Origin of the sequence: Agrococcus sp. Marseille-P2731 (genome assembly GCF_900117395.1) — a bacterium.
Classification (GTDB): Bacteria; Actinomycetota; Actinomycetes; order Actinomycetales; family Microbacteriaceae; genus Agrococcus.
Genome location: NZ_FPEG01000003.1, coordinates 797,932 through 811,660, shown reverse-complemented (window position 1 = coordinate 811,660; position 13,729 = coordinate 797,932). Strand labels below are relative to the sequence as shown.

Below are 13,729 nucleotides of genomic sequence, written 5' to 3'. Positions count from 1 at the left end.
GAACGGCAGGAGTGAACATGCGCGGCAGGATCCTCTTCGTGGTCGGACTGGGCGCGGGCTACGTGCTCGGCGCGAAGGCCGGCCGACAGCGCTACGAGCAGATCGCCGGAGCAGCGGACAAGGTCTGGAACTCCCCGACGGTCACGAAGCAGCGGCACGAGGTGCAGCACTTCGTGGGCACCCAGGGCCCCAAGCTCGTCGAGACGGCGACGGATGCCGCGAGCGACGCGATCGGCAAGGTCACGCACCGCACCAAGGGCAAGAGCAAGGGCTCGCGTCGCGGCGGTCACGGCACTGACGTGGCGCGCCCCGAGGACGTCTGATGGTGCAGCGCAAGTCGCTGGGAGACCTGCTCGCAGAGACCCCCAAGCTCATGGTCGAGCTCGTCAAGGCTGAGATCGACAACCTGAAGACCGAGATCGCCGGCAAGGCGAAGGGCCTCGGCGTCGGCGGCGCACTGCTCGCGGTCGCCGGCGTGCTGGGCGTGTTCCTGCTCAGCTGGCTCATCTACGCGGGCTACCAGGGCCTGAACGAGGCCTTCGCGCCGTGGCTCTCGGCGCTGATCGTCTCGGGCGTGCTGCTGCTGCTCGTCGCGATCCTGGCGCTCGCCGGGCTCTCGTCGATCAAGAAGAACAAGGACTTCAACAACCTCGAAGCGGTCGACTCCATCAAGGACGACGTCAACATGGTGCGGGGCCTCGGCCACGCCGCCGACGGCAGCGACCCGCTCGACGACATCCCCGCGGGCGGCCTCGGCGCGACTGGCCCAACGGCGAGCCGCACCGACACCACCGGATCTCACAGCAACGGAGTGCAGCGATGACCGAACAGCGAGAGGTCGACCGCAAGCGCGAAGAGCTGCGCGAGCACCTGAACCAGCTCGAGGAGCGCGTCAACCCCAAGAAGGTCGCCGACCGTGCGGTCGGCAAGGCGCAGGACTCCTACAACGAGGACCCGACGCCGTGGATCGCGGCGGCCGCGGGTGTCGCCGTGCTGATCGTCGGAGGCATCGCGCTGGCGCTCTTCAGCCGCCGCTGACGGCAGCGACGGCCTGCGGCAGCTGCCGCAGGTTGCGCGCGACGATGCCGCCCAGCTCCCACGCGGACTGCGCCTCCGTCGCGCGGGCGATCCGCTCGAAGGTGACGGTCTGGAAGACGAGGTCGACGAGCGGTGCGATCTCGAGCATCCGCCCGACGACGACCGCCGGGTGCGCCGCGCGCCAGACGGACGCGTAGGCGTCGCGCGCGATCGCAGCGTCCTCGCCATCGAGGGCGCGCACGAGGTGCGCGCCGTCGAGGAACGGGTGGCTGATGCAGCCGTCGGTCCAGTCGAACACGCGCAGGGAGTCGCCGTCCCAGGCGACGTTGCCGAGGTGCAGGTCGCCGTGGCAGAGCGCCTCGGGGATGCCCGCCGACCAGAGCTCGCGGGTGAGCGTCAGCGCACGCACGGCTGCGGTGCGCGCAGCGGTCAGCTCGTCGGCGGTGAGCAGGGCGAGCTCGGAGCTCGAGGACAGCAGCAGCTCGAAGTCGCCGATCGTGGCCTCGAGCCCGCGGTGCTCGAGGCCCGCAGCCAGCAGCGACGGCACGTGCTCGACGGTCGCCAGCTGCGCCGCCGCCCACTGCGATGCGGCCTCGGTGGCGATGCCCTCGGCCTGCGTCTCCTCCTCGGCGCCCGCCATGGGCTCCATCAGCAGCCATCCTTCCGAGACCTCGACGGCGACGAGCGCTGGCACGAGCGCCGGCAGCAGCCGCGCGACCTCGCGGTGGATGCGCGCCTCGTCGCGGAAGTGCCGGAACGGCGCCTTGCACCACAGCACGCCGGCGTCGGTCGGCACGCGCAGCACGGCCGAGATGCTGCGCAGCTGATGCGGCTCCACCGGCGCGATGCGCCGGCGGCCGAGCGGTGCGAGCACCGCGTCGATCCAGGCCTCGACGAGGTCGAACCAGCCCGGCGCGAACCACGCGGGGCGAAGCGCAGGAGCGTCCCCGGGCGCGAGCTCGGCGATGGTGCGCCCCACGGCCGCCGCGTGCTCCGGTTCGGCGAGGTCACCCGGAGCGCTGCGGTGCTCGCTGGCAGAGCCGCTGTCGCCCGACGGACCCCGCAGGCCGACGAAGTGCAGCAGGCTCCCGTCGGCGAGCTCGGCGGTCGGGGCGAGGAGCAGCTCGCCGTCGACGAGCGAGAGCACCTCGGTGAGCGGACGCTCGGTGCGGTGCGCGTGGGGTGCGAGCGGAGGGAGCGCCGGCAAGCGGCCGCTGGCGTCGGCGAGCACGCGGCCGCCGACGATGAGGGCGACGTGGTCGTTCGGAGCGCCGCCCACGGCGATCAGGCTGAGAGCGCGACGTGCTCGTGCAGCTCGCGGCGCGACACCTCGAGCGAGGCGAGGTCGATCCGCACCGCGGTCTCGGGGGCCATGCGGTTCCAGCCGTCGCCCGTGAGTCCGCTCGACGTGACCGCGATGGCGCCGTCCTCTGCACGCCGCCACGACAGCTGGTAGTAGTGGTCGACGTGGTCGGCGGGCAGGTCGTCGCCGAGCCCCGACTCCTCGAAGAGGTCGTGCGGGATCGGTGCGCCCTGGTTCGCGTGCGTCGCGATCAGCTCGTCGGGCGAGAGCACCAGCAGGTTGAGGGCTGCAGCGGGGAAGTCGCGCCGCAGCTCGGTCACCGTGGTCGTCACGGCGTCGAAGAGGGGCTCGCCCGCCTCGTGGCGGCGCAGGATGAGCGCGAAGACCATCGCCGTGTCGGTCTCGCCGCCCACGCGCGCGAGCTCCGCATCCGTCACCTTCTCGCGCAGGCGCGAGATCGGGGTGACCGAGCCGTTCTGGGCCAGCACGATCTCGCCGACGCGGAACGGGTGCGTGTTCGCGACGCGGGTCGCGAGCCCCTCGGTCGCGAGCCGCAGGTGCGTGAGGCGGGCGCGCGTCGGGGTGTCGACGAGCGCGTCGGTGAGGTCGGCGCTGTCGAGGCCGCGGGCAGCATCGCGATAGCGGCGCACCTGGTCACCGTCGAGCCACGCCGTTCCCCAGCCGTCGGTGTGCAGGCGGCCCAGCCGCTGCCACTCCGCGCAGGACGCGCTCCCTATGACCTCCTGCGTCGTGGCAGGTGTCGGTGAGACGTGCGCGAGCAGTCGACACATGGGGGCGGTCCTCCGTTCCTGGCTCCATCCTCTCGCATCCGTCAAGGGCCCGGCGTATCCGTCGTCACACTCGGTCACAGACGCTCGCCGCGCATCCACAGCCCCTCCGCTTGCGCGGACGCGCGCGCCGGCTCCCGGCTACGGTGCCGGGCGTGCGCGAGGATGGTGGGATGACCGTCGTGCTGACCGAGGAGCAGCTGGCGATCTATGAGCGCATCGAGCACGGCGACGGGCACCTCTTCATCACCGGCCGCGCGGGCACGGGCAAGTCGACGCTGCTGCGGCACCTGACCCAGAGCTCGAGGAAGCAGATCATCGTCTGCGCGCCCACCGGCGTCGCGGCGCTCAACGTCGGCGGGCAGACGATCCACTCGCTGCTGAAGCTGCCGCTCGGTGTCATCGCCGACGCACCGCTGCGGCAGAGCGCCGAGCTCAAGCGCATGCTCGGCAAGCTCGACTTGCTGGTGATCGACGAGATCTCGATGGTCAACGCCGACCTCATGGACGCCATCGACCGCTCGCTGCGGCAGGCTCGCGGCGTGCGCTCGGTGCCCTTCGGCGGCGTGCAGGTCGTCATGTTCGGCGATCCGTACCAGCTGGCTCCGGTGCCCGGCGATGCCGAGGAGCGCGCCTACTTCGGCGACCACTACGAGTCGATGTGGTTCTTCGACGCCCGGGTGTGGCGCGACGAGCCGCTCGAGGTGGTCGAGCTCGTGCACATCCATCGTCAGAGCGACCTGGAGTTCAAGCAGGCGCTCAACGCCGTGCGGCACGGCACGGTCACGGCCGAGATCGCCCAGCTGCTCAACGACGCCGGCGCTCGCACGCCGCCCGGCGACGACGTGCTGACCCTCGCGACGCGCAACGACACCGTCACGCGCATCAACTCGCGCGAGCTCGCCCGGCTGGCCGGCAGGTCGAAGACCGCGGTCGCGGAGGTCTCTGGCGACTTCGGTGGGAGGCAGTACCCGGCCGACGCCGAGCTGCAGCTCAAGATCGGGGCGCAGGTGATGTTCCTGCGCAACGACTCGGCGGGGCGCTGGGTGAACGGCTCGCTCGGCAAGGTCGTCGACATCGGCGGCACCGTCTGGGTCGAGGTCGACGGCGAGCAGCACGAGGTCGAGCCGGCGGTGTGGGAGCAGTTCCGCTACTCCTACTCGCCGACCACGAAGGAGATCAAGCGGGATGTCGTGGCCGAGTTCACGCAGTTCCCGCTGCGGCTCGCGTGGGCGGTCACCATCCACAAGTCGCAGGGCAAGACCTTCGACCGCGCGATCGTCGACCTCGGCTCGCGGGCCTTCGCGCCCGGGCAGACCTACGTGGCGCTCTCGCGGCTCACGTCGCTCGAGGGGCTCTACCTCTCGCGGCCGCTGCAGCCGCGCGACATCATCGTCGATCAGCGGGTGCGCCGCTTCATCCACGAGGTGCGGGAGCGCGATGCCGCGCGCGCCGCGCGCGACGACCTGCGCGACGCATCCGGGGGCCCTCGCGCGACGACCCCTGCCGCGCACGACGCTCCCGCCGAGTCCGCCGCCGAGGACGACGCGCGCGATCGCGTCGACGCGGGCTTCGCCCCCGGCGGTCCGACGCCGTTCTGACCCGGTCCGCGGTCTGCGCGGCTCCGCAGGCGGCGCGGCCAGTGCGCCGCACGTGGAGCGCGGCACCGTGGGCGGGCCAGGCTCAGAGGCCGGTGCGGGCGGTGATCTCGGTGAGGAAGCGCGTCACGGCGCGGCGGTCGGTGCTCGGCATGGTGGCCGCAACGCGGAAGCGCCGCAGGTGCGCGGCGCCGACGCCCTCGGTGGCGCTCGCGGCGGTCGCGGGCGTCACGACGATCGAGAGCGCGCGGCGATCGGTCGGGTGCGGCTTGCGGCGCACGTGGCCGGCGCGCTCGAGGCGGTCGAGCATCTTCGTCACCGACGAGCCCTGGAGGCCCAGGTGCTCGGCGAGCATCGTCGAGGTGATGACGCCGTCGCCGTGGCTGGACGCCATCAGGAACCGCAGCGCCCGCATGTCGTTCTCGCCGAGGCCCATGAGGCGACGGCTCTGCTCCTGCTCCTCGTCTGCGGCCTTGCGCCACGCTCGCAGCGCCTCGAACATGTCGACGATCTCGTCGACGTCGGCATCCGCGAGCCCCAGCTCGCGCATCGCATCCGCAGCCATGGGGTGGTTGCGGGGATCGACGACAGCACGCTCGTCAGGAGTGCCCAGCGGTTCCGTCATGCGGTCATTCTATTCCTAAACTGATAGTTGCACTGTCTAAGTATTGCTACGCTGTGCTCATGACGACGACGCGGGAAGCGCCCGAGCCGGTGACGGACGTCGAGCTCGTGGTGCTGCTCGATGAGGGCGGCTCGCCGATCGGCACGGCCCCGAAGGCCGACGTGCACACCGACGCGACGCCGTTCCACCTCGCCTTCTCCTGCCACCTGCTCGACGACGAGGGGCGGATGCTCGTCACGCGTCGCGCGCTCGGCAAGCGCGCGTGGCCCGGCGTTTGGACCAACGCGTGCTGCGGCCACCCGGCGCCCGGCGAGCACATGGAGACCGCGGTGCAGCGGCGCGTGCGCCAGGAGCTCGGTGTCGACATCACCGCGCTCGAGCTCGCCCTGCCCGACTTCGAGTACCGCGCGGTCGATGCGAGCGGCATCGTCGAGCACGAGCGCTGCCCTGTCTACATCGCCCGCGTCGACGGCGAGCTGCGCCCCGACCCCGACGAGACCGTCGAGTGGCAGTGGGTGGAGCCCGAGCGCCTGCTCGCGGGCGTCCGCGCGACCCCCTGGGCATTCAGCCCGTGGCTCGTGCTCCAGGCAGAGCAGCTGCCGCTCCTCGCCGGTGCCGCATGACCGTCGTCGGCGCGGAGACGATGCTCGCCGACGTCGAGCGCAGGATCGCGGCGCTCGCGGCCCCCACGCGCCCGCATCCGGTGCAGGCGGCTGCCGCCGGTGCCGTCGGCGGCGGCAAGCTGCTGCGCCCGCGCCTCGTGCTCATCGCCGCGGGTGATGCCGTCGATCGCGATGCGGTCGTCACCGCGGCAGCCGCCATCGAGCTGCTGCACGCGGCGCTGCTCGTGCACGACGACGTCATCGACGCGGACGCCGAGCGCCGCGGGGAGCCCACCGTCGCCCACGCGGCGACGAGCACGGCGGTGGCTGCGGGCCTCGATTCCGCCTCCGCCAGGCGCCTGGGGCTCACGACGGCGATCGTCGCGGGCGACGCGCTGCTCGTGCGCGCCCTCGCCGCGCTCGGCCGCATCGACGTGCCCGCGGCCACGCGCATCCGACTGCTCGACGTGGTCGAGCGCTCGATGGTGCACGCCGCCGAGGGCGAGCACGACGACGTGCTGCTGGCCGGCAGCGCGCCGGAGGAGGCGGTCATCACGCGGATCCTGGAGGACAAGACCGCCGACTACTCCTTCCGCGCTCCGCTCGAGATCGGCGCGCTGCTGGGCGGGCGCGAGGACGCGGCGGTCGAGGCGCTCGGCGAGATCGGCCTGCGGCTCGGCGTCGTCTACCAGCTGCGCGACGACATGCTCGGCGTCTTCGGCGACGAGGCGGTCACGGGCAAGAGCGCGCTGAGCGACATCCGCGCGGGCGCTCCCACCCTGCTCTCGGCGCTCGCCCGTCGCGACCCGGCGTGGGCATCTGTCGCGCAGCACTACGGCGATCCGACGGCCGACGCCGGAGCCGCCTCTCGCGTGCGCGCCGTCATGCGCGGCAGTGGCGCCCTCGCCGCCGTCGAGCAGCGCATCGCCGACGGCTGCGCAAGGGTGCGAGAGCTGATCGCTGCAGCGCCCGTCGAGCAGCGCCTGCGCGACGACCTGCTCGACATCCTCTCCCGCTGCGCGGAGCGCGCGCGGTGACGGGGCTCGAGCTCTACACCGCGACCGCGCGCCGGGCGAGCGGCGCGGTCATCAGCGCCTACTCCTCGTCCTTCGGGCTCGCGAGCCGCCTGCTGCCGCCGCAGATGCGCGGCGACATCGAGACCGTCTACGCCCTCGTGCGCGTCGCCGACGAGATCGTCGACGGGCCGGGTGCCGAGTCGGGGCTCGACCCCGCGGGCTGTCGCCGGGTGCTCGACGAGCTCGAGCGCGAGGTGGAGCGCGCGCTCGAGAGCGGCTTCAGCGCCGACCTGGTCGTGCACGCCTTCGCCGAGACCGCGCGCCGGGTCGGCATCACGACCGGCCAGACGGCGCCGTTCTTCGCCGCCATGCGGCGCGACCTCGACCCGGTCGCGTTCGCCGACGAGCGCGAGCTGCGCACCTACGTCTACGGCTCGGCCGAGGTCGTCGGCATCATGTGCGTGCGCTGCTTCCTCGGCGGCGAGCGCCTGCCCGACGCCGAGGCGCGACGGGTGGCCCGCGGCGCTCGTGCGCTCGGCAGCGCGTTCCAGATCGTCAACTTCCTCCGCGACCTCGGCGCCGACTCCGCCGGGCTCGGCCGCGCCTACCTGCCCGGCGTCGACCCTGCCGCGCCGACCGACGAGGCGGTCGGGCACGTGCTGGACAGGCTCGAGGGCGAGCTGCGCATCGCCCGCAGCACCGTCGCGCTGCTGCCGCGCGGTGCGAGGCCGGCCGTGATCGCGGCGCACGACATCTTCGCGGCCCTGGCCCGCCGCATCCGCGCCACCCCCGCGGCGGTGCTGCCCACCCGCCGCATCAGCGTGCCGCCCGCGCAGAAGGCGGCGATCGTGGCGCGAGCAGCGCTCGGCGCAGGGCTCAGCCGCACGCGACCGGATCGGCAGCGCTCGCTCCGCCATCGCGCAGCCGACGCGGAGCCCGCGCGATGAGCCGCATCGTCGTCATCGGCGGCGGCGTCGCGGGGATCGCGAGCGCCGGCCTGCTCGCCCGCGACGGGCACGAGGTGACGCTCGTCGAGCAGCGCGAGGAGCTCGGCGGGCGCGCGGGCGCCTGGCGCTCCGGCGACTTCACGTTCGACACCGGCCCCTCGTGGATGCTGATGCGCGAGCCCTACGAGCACGCCTTCCGGCTGCTCGGCTCGCGGCTCGAGGACGAGGTCGACGTCGTGCGGCTCGACCCCGCCTACCGCGTGCTCTACGAGGGCGAGACCGAGGCGCTCGAGGTCTCCGGTGACCTCGAGACCACGATCGCGCGCTTCGAGGCGATCGAGCCGGGTGCCGGTGCGGCGCTGCGCCGCTACCTCGCCTCGGCGACCGAGACGGCAGAGCTCGCCACCGCCTCCCTGCTGTCGAACCGCTTCGACTCGCTGCGGGCCTTCGCCGGGCTCGGCCTCGGCGCTCGCCTGCCGCGCCTCGGCCGCCTGCTCGTCGAGTCGCTCGAGCGGCGGGTCGATCGCTCCTTCACCGATCGGCGCCTGCGCCAGGCGCTCGGCTACCCGGCGGTCTTCCTCGGCACCGAACCGCGCTCTGCGCCCTCGATGTACCACCTGATGAGCCACTTCGACCTCGTCGAGGGGGTCTGGTACCCGCAGGGGGGATTCACGCGGGTGGTGGATGCGCTGGCGCAGCTGGCAGTGCGCGCGGGCGTCGAGGTGCGCACCGGCACCGCGGTGCAGCGCATCCTCGTCGCCGACGGCGCCGCCCGCGGCGTCGAGCTGGCCGGCGGCGAGCGCATCGTCGCCGACATCGTGGTCTCGGCTGCCGACGGCCACGCCACCGACACGCGCCTGCTCGCGCACGTCCCGGGCGTCGCCGAGCGCGCGCGCAAGCGCTGGGCGCGCAGCGTGGCCGGCCCATCCGCCGTGCTCGTCATGCTCGGCGTCGAGGGTGAGCTGCCGCAGCTCGCCCATCACACGCTGCTGTTCACGCGCGACTGGGAGGAGGGCTTCGGCCGCATCTTCGGCGCAGAGGCTGCCGAGCCGGCCGACGGCGTCACCGACCCCGCCTCGCTCTACGTCAGCCGCACCTCCGCCACCGACCCATCGGTCGCGCCCGCCGGCCACGAGGCGCTGTTCGTGCTCGTGCCCGTGCCCGCCGACACCCGCCTCGGGCACGGCGGCATCGACGGCGCCGGCGACGCGGCGGTCGAGGCGATCGCCGATCGCGCCATCGCGCAGATCGGCGACTGGGCGGGGATCGACGGTCTCGCGTCGCGCGTCGTCACGCGCCGGACGATCGGGCCTGCCGACTTCGCCGCCGACTTCGACTCGTGGCGCGGCACGGCGCTCGGCCCCGCCCACACCCTGCGGCAGAGCGCGTTCCTGCGCGGCTCGACGAAGCACGCGAGCGTGCGCGACCTGCTGCTCGCCGGCGCCACCACCGTACCGGGGATCGGCGTGCCGATGTGCCTCATCTCGGCCGAGCTGGTCGTCAAGCACGTGCGCGGCGATCGCAGCATCGGCCCGCTGCAGCCGCTGGATCGCACGCCCGCCCGATGACCAGGGAGCCCCGGTGACCCTGGCCTACCTCGGAGCCCTGCTGCTCGCCGCGCTCGGCGTCGGCGCGATCGACGCGCGGTGGCGGCTCGCGCTCTTCCGCGACGCGCCGCGGGCGGTCGCGACCGTCGTCATCACCGCGCTCGCCATGCTGCTGATCGACCTGGGCGGCATCGCCACCGGCAACTTCCGGCTGGGCGAGTCGCCCTGGATGACGGGCTTCGAGGTGCTGCCGCACCTGCCGATCGAGGAGCTCGCCTTCGTGACCTTCCTCGCCTACGTCTCGATCGTCGCGCTCTGCGCGGCAGAGCGGGCGCTCGCGGCGCGCGCCGGACGCGGCGCCCGGGCCGGCAGCGGGGCGCCGCGCCGATGATGTACGCGCTGCTGCTCGCGCCCGCGCTCCTCATCGCGGTCGGTCTCGCCGCCTGGGCGCTGCGGCGCGACCGCCGCGGCTGGGCTGCCGTCGCGCTCGCCGCCGCCGCGGTGCTGCTGCTCACCGTGGTGTTCGACTCGCTCATGATCGCCGCCGACCTCTTCCGCTTCGACGATGCGCTGCTGCTGGGCGTGCGCATCGGCCTGGCGCCGATCGAGGATCTCGGCTACGCCCTCATCGCGGTGCTCATCGCGGCCGCCACCTGGCGGCTGTGGCCGGCCAGGTCACGGGCGGGCAGACTGGCAGCGCAGCCGCGCTCCGACGAGCGCGGCGCGAGGGGGCAGAGGGATGCGTGAGACCACCGGGCAAGACGGCGTCGGCGTGCGCGCGCCCGGCGCCGAGGCCGCGCGCGACCGCGGTCTCGCGGGCCGCCTGCTGCTGGCCTCCCGCCCCGTGAGCTGGATCAACACGGCCTTCCCCTTCGCGGCCGCGATGCTGCTGACGACGGGCGCGATCGACGCCCGCCTCGTCATCGGCACCCTCTTCTTCCTCGTGCCGTACAACCTCGCGATGTACGGCATCAACGACGTCTTCGACTACGCATCCGATGCTCAGAACCCCCGCAAGGGCGGCATCGAGGGCGCGCTGCTGCCGCCCTCCACGCATGCGGCGACGCTGTGGTGGTCGGCGCTGCTGTGCCTGCCCTTCGTGGTGGCGCTCGTCGTGCTCGGCGGCCCCGCCTCGTGGGCAGTGCTGGCCGTGAGCCTCTTCGCGGTCATCGCCTACTCGGCACGGGGACTGCGGTTCAAGGAGGTGCCGGTGCTCGACTCGATCACCTCGAGCACCCACTTCGTCAGCCCGGCGGTCTACGGCCTCGTGCTCGCGGGCGCCGAGTGGACGCCGCAGCTCATCGCGATCCTCGTCGCGTTCTTCTGCTGGGGCATGGCCAGTCACGCCTTCGGCGCCGTGCAGGATGTCGTGCCCGACCGCGAGGGCGGCATCGCCTCGATCGCGACGGCGCTGGGTGCGAGGGCGACGGTCCGGCTTGCCCTCGGCCTCTGGCTGGCTGCCGGCCCCCTGATGCTGCTCGCGCCGTGGCCGGCCTCGCTCGCGGCGCTCGTCGCCGTGCCCTACCTGTTGCTCGCGCTCCCGTTCCGCTCGGTGAGCGACGCCGACAGCGCCGACGCGAACCGCGGGTGGCGTCGCTTCCTGTGGGTGAACTACGGCTGCGGCTTCCTGGTGACGATGATCTGCATCGCCTGGGCCCTGGGCGTCCGATGAGCGAGGAGCACGACATGAGCGACACGAGCGACGCGGCCGGCACGGGCCCGACGAGCGATAGCGGCACCGCGGGCGGCAGGCGCGTGCTCGTCACCGGCGCCACCGGCTACGTCGGCGGCAGGCTCGCGCCGCGCCTGGTCGAGGCCGGGCACCGGGTGCGCGTGCTGGCGCGCGATCCCGGCCGGCTGCGCGGTGCGTCGTGGGCGGATGCGGTGGAGGTCGTGCGCGGCGACCTCGAGGTCGCGAGCGACACGCGTCGCGCCATGGAGGGCATCGACGTCGTCTTCCACCTCGTGCACGCGATGAGCGCGGGCGGCGACTTCGCGGCCGCCGAGCTCGAGCAGGCCCGCAACGTGGCCGCCGGCGCGAAGGCGGCGGGCGTGCAGCGCATCGTCTACCTCTCCGGCCTGCACCCGCAGGGCGAGCACCTCTCGAAGCACCTCGCCTCGAGGGTCGCGGTGGGGGATGCGCTGCTCGCCTCGGGCGTGCCGACCATCGTGCTGCAGGCGGGCATCGTCATCGGCTCGGGCTCCGCGTCGTTCGAGATGATCCGCCACCTCACCGAGGTGCTGCCCTACATGCCGGCGCCGCGCTGGGTTCGCAACTTCGTGCAGCCGATCGCGGTGCGCGACGTGCTGCACTACCTGGTGGCGACGGCGTCGCTGCCGGGTGAGGTGCATGGCGCGTACGACATCGGCGGGCCCGACGTGCTGCGCTACGGCCAGGTCATGAACGGCTACGCGGTCGAGGCCGGGCTCCCGCAGCGGCCGATCGCGCCGCTGCCGGTGCTGACGCCGTGGCTCGCGTCGCAGTGGGTCAACCTCGTGACGCCCGTGCCTCGCGCCATCGCGATGCCGCTCATCGGCTCGCTGCTGCACGACTGCGTGGTCACCGAGCGGCGCATCGACGCGCTCATCCCGCCGCCCGAGGGTGGCCTCACCGGCTATCGGCAGGCCGTGCGACTGGCGATCGCGCGCGAGCGGTCGGGCGACATCGAGTCGAGCTGGCGCTCGGCCTCGTCGGCCGGTGCCCCCTCGGATCCGCTGCCGAGCGACCCGAGCTGGTCGGGCTCCACGGTGCTCGACGATGCGCGGGAGCGGACGACGCACGCGCCTCCCGAGGCGGTCTGGCGGGTCATCGAGGCCGTCGGCGGTGATCGCGGCTGGTACTCCGTGCCGCTGCTGTGGAGCATCCGCGGCCTCGCCGACCGCCTGGTGGGCGGCGTCGGGCTGCGCCGCGGCCGGCGCGACCCCGATCGGCTGCGAGAGGGCGACGTCGTCGACTTCTGGCGGGTCGAGCGGCTGGATCGCGGCCGCCTGCTGCGGCTGCGCGCAGAGATGAAGGTGCCCGGCCGCGCCTGGATCGAGTTCAGCGTCGAGCCGACCGAGGGTGGCAGCCGCTATCGGCAGCGCGCGATCTTCCTGCCGAGCGGGCTCTCGGGCCGGCTCTACTGGTGGTCGCTCGTGCCCGCGCATCAGGTCATCTTCGAGGTGATGGCGAGCCGCATCGTCGCGGCCGCCGAGGATGCCGCATCGACCCCGTCCGGCGATCCCGCGGAGGACCCCGCTCGATGAGGCTGTGGTCGCTGCACCCCGAGATGCTCGATCGCCAGGGGCTGACGGCCGCATGGCGCGAGGCGCTGCTCGCGCAGGCGGTGCTCGCCGGCCGCACGCGCGGCTACACGCGGCATCCGCAGCTCGAGCGGTTCCGCGAGCAAGCCGATCCCGTGCGCGCGATCGGCGCCTACCTCGAGGTCATCGCGGATGCCGCGGCCGCGCGCGGCTACCGCTTCGACCGCGAGCGCATCGACAGCGCGGGGCGCGCGGCCCTCGGTGCCGTGCAGCGCATCCCGGTCACCGATGGCCAGCTGTCCTTCGAGCTCGCGCACCTGCGCGCGAAGCTCGCGGTGCGCAGCCCTGACGCGACCGTGCCGCTCGAGCCCGTCGTGCATCCGCTCTTCGTGGTCGAGCGCGGCCCGCTCGCGAGCTGGGAGCGGCCCTAGCGTTCGTGCTCGATGACCGGCAGGTCGGCCAGCGCGCTCAGGAAGCGGGTCGCGGCGCGGCGCTCCTCTGAGGTGAGCGAGGCCGCCACCTCGAACCTGCGGCTGTGGTCGGTGCCGACCGTGCTGCTCGCCGAGCTGCGCGTGGCGTCCGTCACGACGATCGAGAGCGCGCGGCGGTCGGTCGGGTGCGGCAGCCGCTCGATGTGGCCGGCGGCCGAGAGCCGGTCGAGCATCTTCGTGACCGAGGGGCCGGAGATGCCCAGGTGCGCGGCGATCATCGTCGAGGTGACGATGGCGCCCTCGCGGCCGAGCGCCATGACGTAGCGCACGGCGCGCATGTCGTTCTCGCCGAGCTGCATGAAGCGCCGTCCCGCCTCGCTGTGCGCCTCCGAGGTGCGGTGCCAACGACGCAGCGCGTGGAAGAGCTCGACGATCTCGTCGACCTCGGCATCAGCGAGCCCGCGCTCGCGCACGAGGGGGGCGGATGCGCCGAGGCGGCGCGGGTCGAGCATCGCGCGGCCGTCGTGATCGCCTTGGGCGTCGTCGGCGGTCAGCGGCACGTCGCCATGCTAGCGCGCCGGCTCATAGTTG

17 protein-coding genes are annotated in these 13,729 nt (G+C 73.5%); 13 read left to right on the top strand and 4 right to left on the bottom strand.

Annotation, left to right across the window (positions count from 1 at the left end; all coding sequences use genetic code 11):
* Positions 1 to 17 precede the first annotated feature (17 nt).
* From BQ6202_RS12035 to BQ6202_RS12025, 3 genes are read left to right on the top strand one after another with little or no spacing between them, the layout of a single operon-like run.
* Positions 18 to 323: a hypothetical protein gene (locus tag BQ6202_RS12035; protein ID WP_072314654.1), complete on the top strand. Its 306-nt coding sequence runs from the start codon at positions 18 to 20 to the stop codon at positions 321 to 323.
* Positions 323 to 823: a phage holin family protein gene (locus BQ6202_RS12030; RefSeq protein WP_072314653.1), complete on the top strand. Its 501-nt coding sequence runs from the start codon at positions 323 to 325 to the stop codon at positions 821 to 823. The genes BQ6202_RS12035 and BQ6202_RS12030 overlap by 1 nt, the downstream gene beginning before the upstream one ends.
* Entirely contained in the window at positions 820 to 1,038 is a 219-nt protein-coding gene (locus BQ6202_RS12025) for a DUF3618 domain-containing protein (RefSeq protein WP_072314652.1), read from the top strand. The genes BQ6202_RS12030 and BQ6202_RS12025 overlap by 4 nt, the downstream gene beginning before the upstream one ends.
* On the opposite strand, the gene BQ6202_RS12020 is transcribed toward BQ6202_RS12025, so the two are convergent.
* Together BQ6202_RS12020 and BQ6202_RS12015 are read right to left on the bottom strand one after the other, a co-directional pair.
* Complete coding sequence (locus BQ6202_RS12020) at positions 1,025 to 2,317, bottom strand: aminoglycoside phosphotransferase family protein (RefSeq protein ID WP_072314651.1); 1,293 nt, start codon at positions 2,315 to 2,317, stop codon at positions 1,025 to 1,027. The two genes, BQ6202_RS12025 and BQ6202_RS12020, sit on opposite strands and share 14 nt — an antisense overlap.
* Before the next feature lie 5 nt (positions 2,318 to 2,322).
* Entirely contained in the window at positions 2,323 to 3,132 is an 810-nt protein-coding gene (locus tag BQ6202_RS12015) for a class II glutamine amidotransferase (RefSeq protein ID WP_072314650.1), read from the bottom strand.
* 170 nt (positions 3,133 to 3,302) lie between these two features.
* On the opposite strand from BQ6202_RS12015, the gene BQ6202_RS12010 reads away from it, so the two are divergent.
* On the top strand, positions 3,303 to 4,730 hold the full coding sequence (locus BQ6202_RS12010) for an ATP-dependent DNA helicase (protein ID WP_072314649.1): 1,428 nt from the start codon (positions 3,303 to 3,305) through the stop codon (positions 4,728 to 4,730).
* 82 nt (positions 4,731 to 4,812) lie between these two features.
* Here the strand turns inward: BQ6202_RS12010 and BQ6202_RS15240 are convergent, their stop codons facing one another.
* Positions 4,813 to 5,352, bottom strand: coding sequence for a MarR family winged helix-turn-helix transcriptional regulator (locus BQ6202_RS15240; protein ID WP_083587255.1), 540 nt, complete (start codon positions 5,350 to 5,352; stop codon positions 4,813 to 4,815).
* Between the two features lie 59 nt (positions 5,353 to 5,411).
* Between BQ6202_RS15240 and idi the strand changes: the two genes are divergently transcribed.
* Genes idi through BQ6202_RS11960 form a run of 9 tightly spaced genes read left to right on the top strand, consistent with a single transcriptional unit; the run spans position 5,412 to position 13,138 of the window.
* A complete protein-coding gene (gene idi, locus BQ6202_RS12000) occupies positions 5,412 to 5,975 on the top strand; it encodes an isopentenyl-diphosphate Delta-isomerase (protein WP_072314648.1) in 564 nt (187 codons plus the stop codon).
* Positions 5,972 to 6,991 carry a polyprenyl synthetase family protein gene (locus BQ6202_RS11995; protein ID WP_072314647.1) on the top strand — a complete coding sequence of 340 codons (1,020 nt, stop codon included), beginning with the start codon at positions 5,972 to 5,974 and terminating at the stop codon, positions 6,989 to 6,991. Before idi ends, BQ6202_RS11995 begins: the two co-directional genes overlap by 4 nt.
* Positions 6,988 to 7,917 carry a phytoene/squalene synthase family protein gene (locus tag BQ6202_RS15030; RefSeq protein WP_072314646.1) on the top strand — a complete coding sequence of 310 codons (930 nt, stop codon included), beginning with the start codon at positions 6,988 to 6,990 and terminating at the stop codon, positions 7,915 to 7,917. Before BQ6202_RS11995 ends, BQ6202_RS15030 begins: the two co-directional genes overlap by 4 nt.
* Entirely contained in the window at positions 7,914 to 9,485 is a 1,572-nt protein-coding gene (gene crtI / locus BQ6202_RS15025) for a phytoene desaturase family protein (protein ID WP_072314645.1), read from the top strand. The genes BQ6202_RS15030 and crtI overlap by 4 nt, the downstream gene beginning before the upstream one ends.
* A gap of 13 nt (positions 9,486 to 9,498) precedes the next feature.
* Positions 9,499 to 9,855 (top strand): lycopene cyclase domain-containing protein, encoded by a 357-nt coding sequence (locus BQ6202_RS11980; RefSeq protein ID WP_072314644.1) that lies wholly within the window; start codon positions 9,499 to 9,501, stop codon positions 9,853 to 9,855.
* Positions 9,852 to 10,211, top strand: a complete 360-nt coding sequence (locus BQ6202_RS11975) for a lycopene cyclase domain-containing protein (RefSeq protein ID WP_072314643.1) — start codon at positions 9,852 to 9,854, stop codon at positions 10,209 to 10,211. Before BQ6202_RS11980 ends, BQ6202_RS11975 begins: the two co-directional genes overlap by 4 nt.
* Positions 10,204 to 11,136, top strand: coding sequence for a prenyltransferase (locus BQ6202_RS11970; protein WP_083587254.1), 933 nt, complete (start codon positions 10,204 to 10,206; stop codon positions 11,134 to 11,136). Before BQ6202_RS11975 ends, BQ6202_RS11970 begins: the two co-directional genes overlap by 8 nt.
* 14 nt (positions 11,137 to 11,150) lie before the next feature.
* Complete coding sequence (locus BQ6202_RS11965; protein WP_072315155.1) at positions 11,151 to 12,710, top strand: SDR family oxidoreductase; 1,560 nt, start codon at positions 11,151 to 11,153, stop codon at positions 12,708 to 12,710.
* Positions 12,707 to 13,138: a pyrimidine dimer DNA glycosylase/endonuclease V gene (locus BQ6202_RS11960; RefSeq protein ID WP_072314642.1), complete on the top strand. Its 432-nt coding sequence runs from the start codon at positions 12,707 to 12,709 to the stop codon at positions 13,136 to 13,138. Before BQ6202_RS11965 ends, BQ6202_RS11960 begins: the two co-directional genes overlap by 4 nt.
* On the opposite strand, the gene BQ6202_RS11955 is transcribed toward BQ6202_RS11960, so the two are convergent.
* The gene (locus tag BQ6202_RS11955) at positions 13,135 to 13,698 is read right to left on the bottom strand and encodes a MarR family winged helix-turn-helix transcriptional regulator (protein WP_143143725.1); all 564 of its coding nucleotides are present in this window, start codon (positions 13,696 to 13,698) and stop codon (positions 13,135 to 13,137) included. The two genes, BQ6202_RS11960 and BQ6202_RS11955, sit on opposite strands and share 4 nt — an antisense overlap.
* Positions 13,699 to 13,729: the final 31 nt, after the last annotated feature.

Excerpts from the sequence above, each read along its gene's own strand:
- BQ6202_RS11975 (WP_072314643.1), top strand. The coding sequence starts at position 9,852 with ATGATGTACGCGCTGCTGCTCGCGCCCGCGCTCCTCATCGCGGTCGGT.
- BQ6202_RS11995 (WP_072314647.1), top strand. The coding sequence starts at position 5,972 with ATGACCGTCGTCGGCGCGGAGACGATGCTCGCCGACGTCGAGCGCAGG.
- BQ6202_RS11970 (WP_083587254.1), top strand. The coding sequence starts at position 10,204 with ATGCGTGAGACCACCGGGCAAGACGGCGTCGGCGTGCGCGCGCCCGGC.
- idi (WP_072314648.1), top strand. The coding sequence starts at position 5,412 with ATGACGACGACGCGGGAAGCGCCCGAGCCGGTGACGGACGTCGAGCTC.
- BQ6202_RS12030 (WP_072314653.1), top strand. The coding sequence starts at position 323 with ATGGTGCAGCGCAAGTCGCTGGGAGACCTGCTCGCAGAGACCCCCAAG.
- BQ6202_RS15240 (WP_083587255.1), bottom strand. The coding sequence starts at position 5,352 with ATGACGGAACCGCTGGGCACTCCTGACGAGCGTGCTGTCGTCGATCCC.
- BQ6202_RS11960 (WP_072314642.1), top strand. The coding sequence starts at position 12,707 with ATGAGGCTGTGGTCGCTGCACCCCGAGATGCTCGATCGCCAGGGGCTG.
- crtI (WP_072314645.1), top strand. The coding sequence starts at position 7,914 with ATGAGCCGCATCGTCGTCATCGGCGGCGGCGTCGCGGGGATCGCGAGC.
- BQ6202_RS12035 (WP_072314654.1), top strand. The coding sequence starts at position 18 with ATGCGCGGCAGGATCCTCTTCGTGGTCGGACTGGGCGCGGGCTACGTG.
- BQ6202_RS11965 (WP_072315155.1), top strand. The coding sequence starts at position 11,151 with ATGAGCGACACGAGCGACGCGGCCGGCACGGGCCCGACGAGCGATAGC.
- BQ6202_RS12015 (WP_072314650.1), bottom strand. The coding sequence starts at position 3,132 with ATGTGTCGACTGCTCGCGCACGTCTCACCGACACCTGCCACGACGCAG.
- BQ6202_RS12010 (WP_072314649.1), top strand. The coding sequence starts at position 3,303 with ATGACCGTCGTGCTGACCGAGGAGCAGCTGGCGATCTATGAGCGCATC.
- BQ6202_RS12025 (WP_072314652.1), top strand. The coding sequence starts at position 820 with ATGACCGAACAGCGAGAGGTCGACCGCAAGCGCGAAGAGCTGCGCGAG.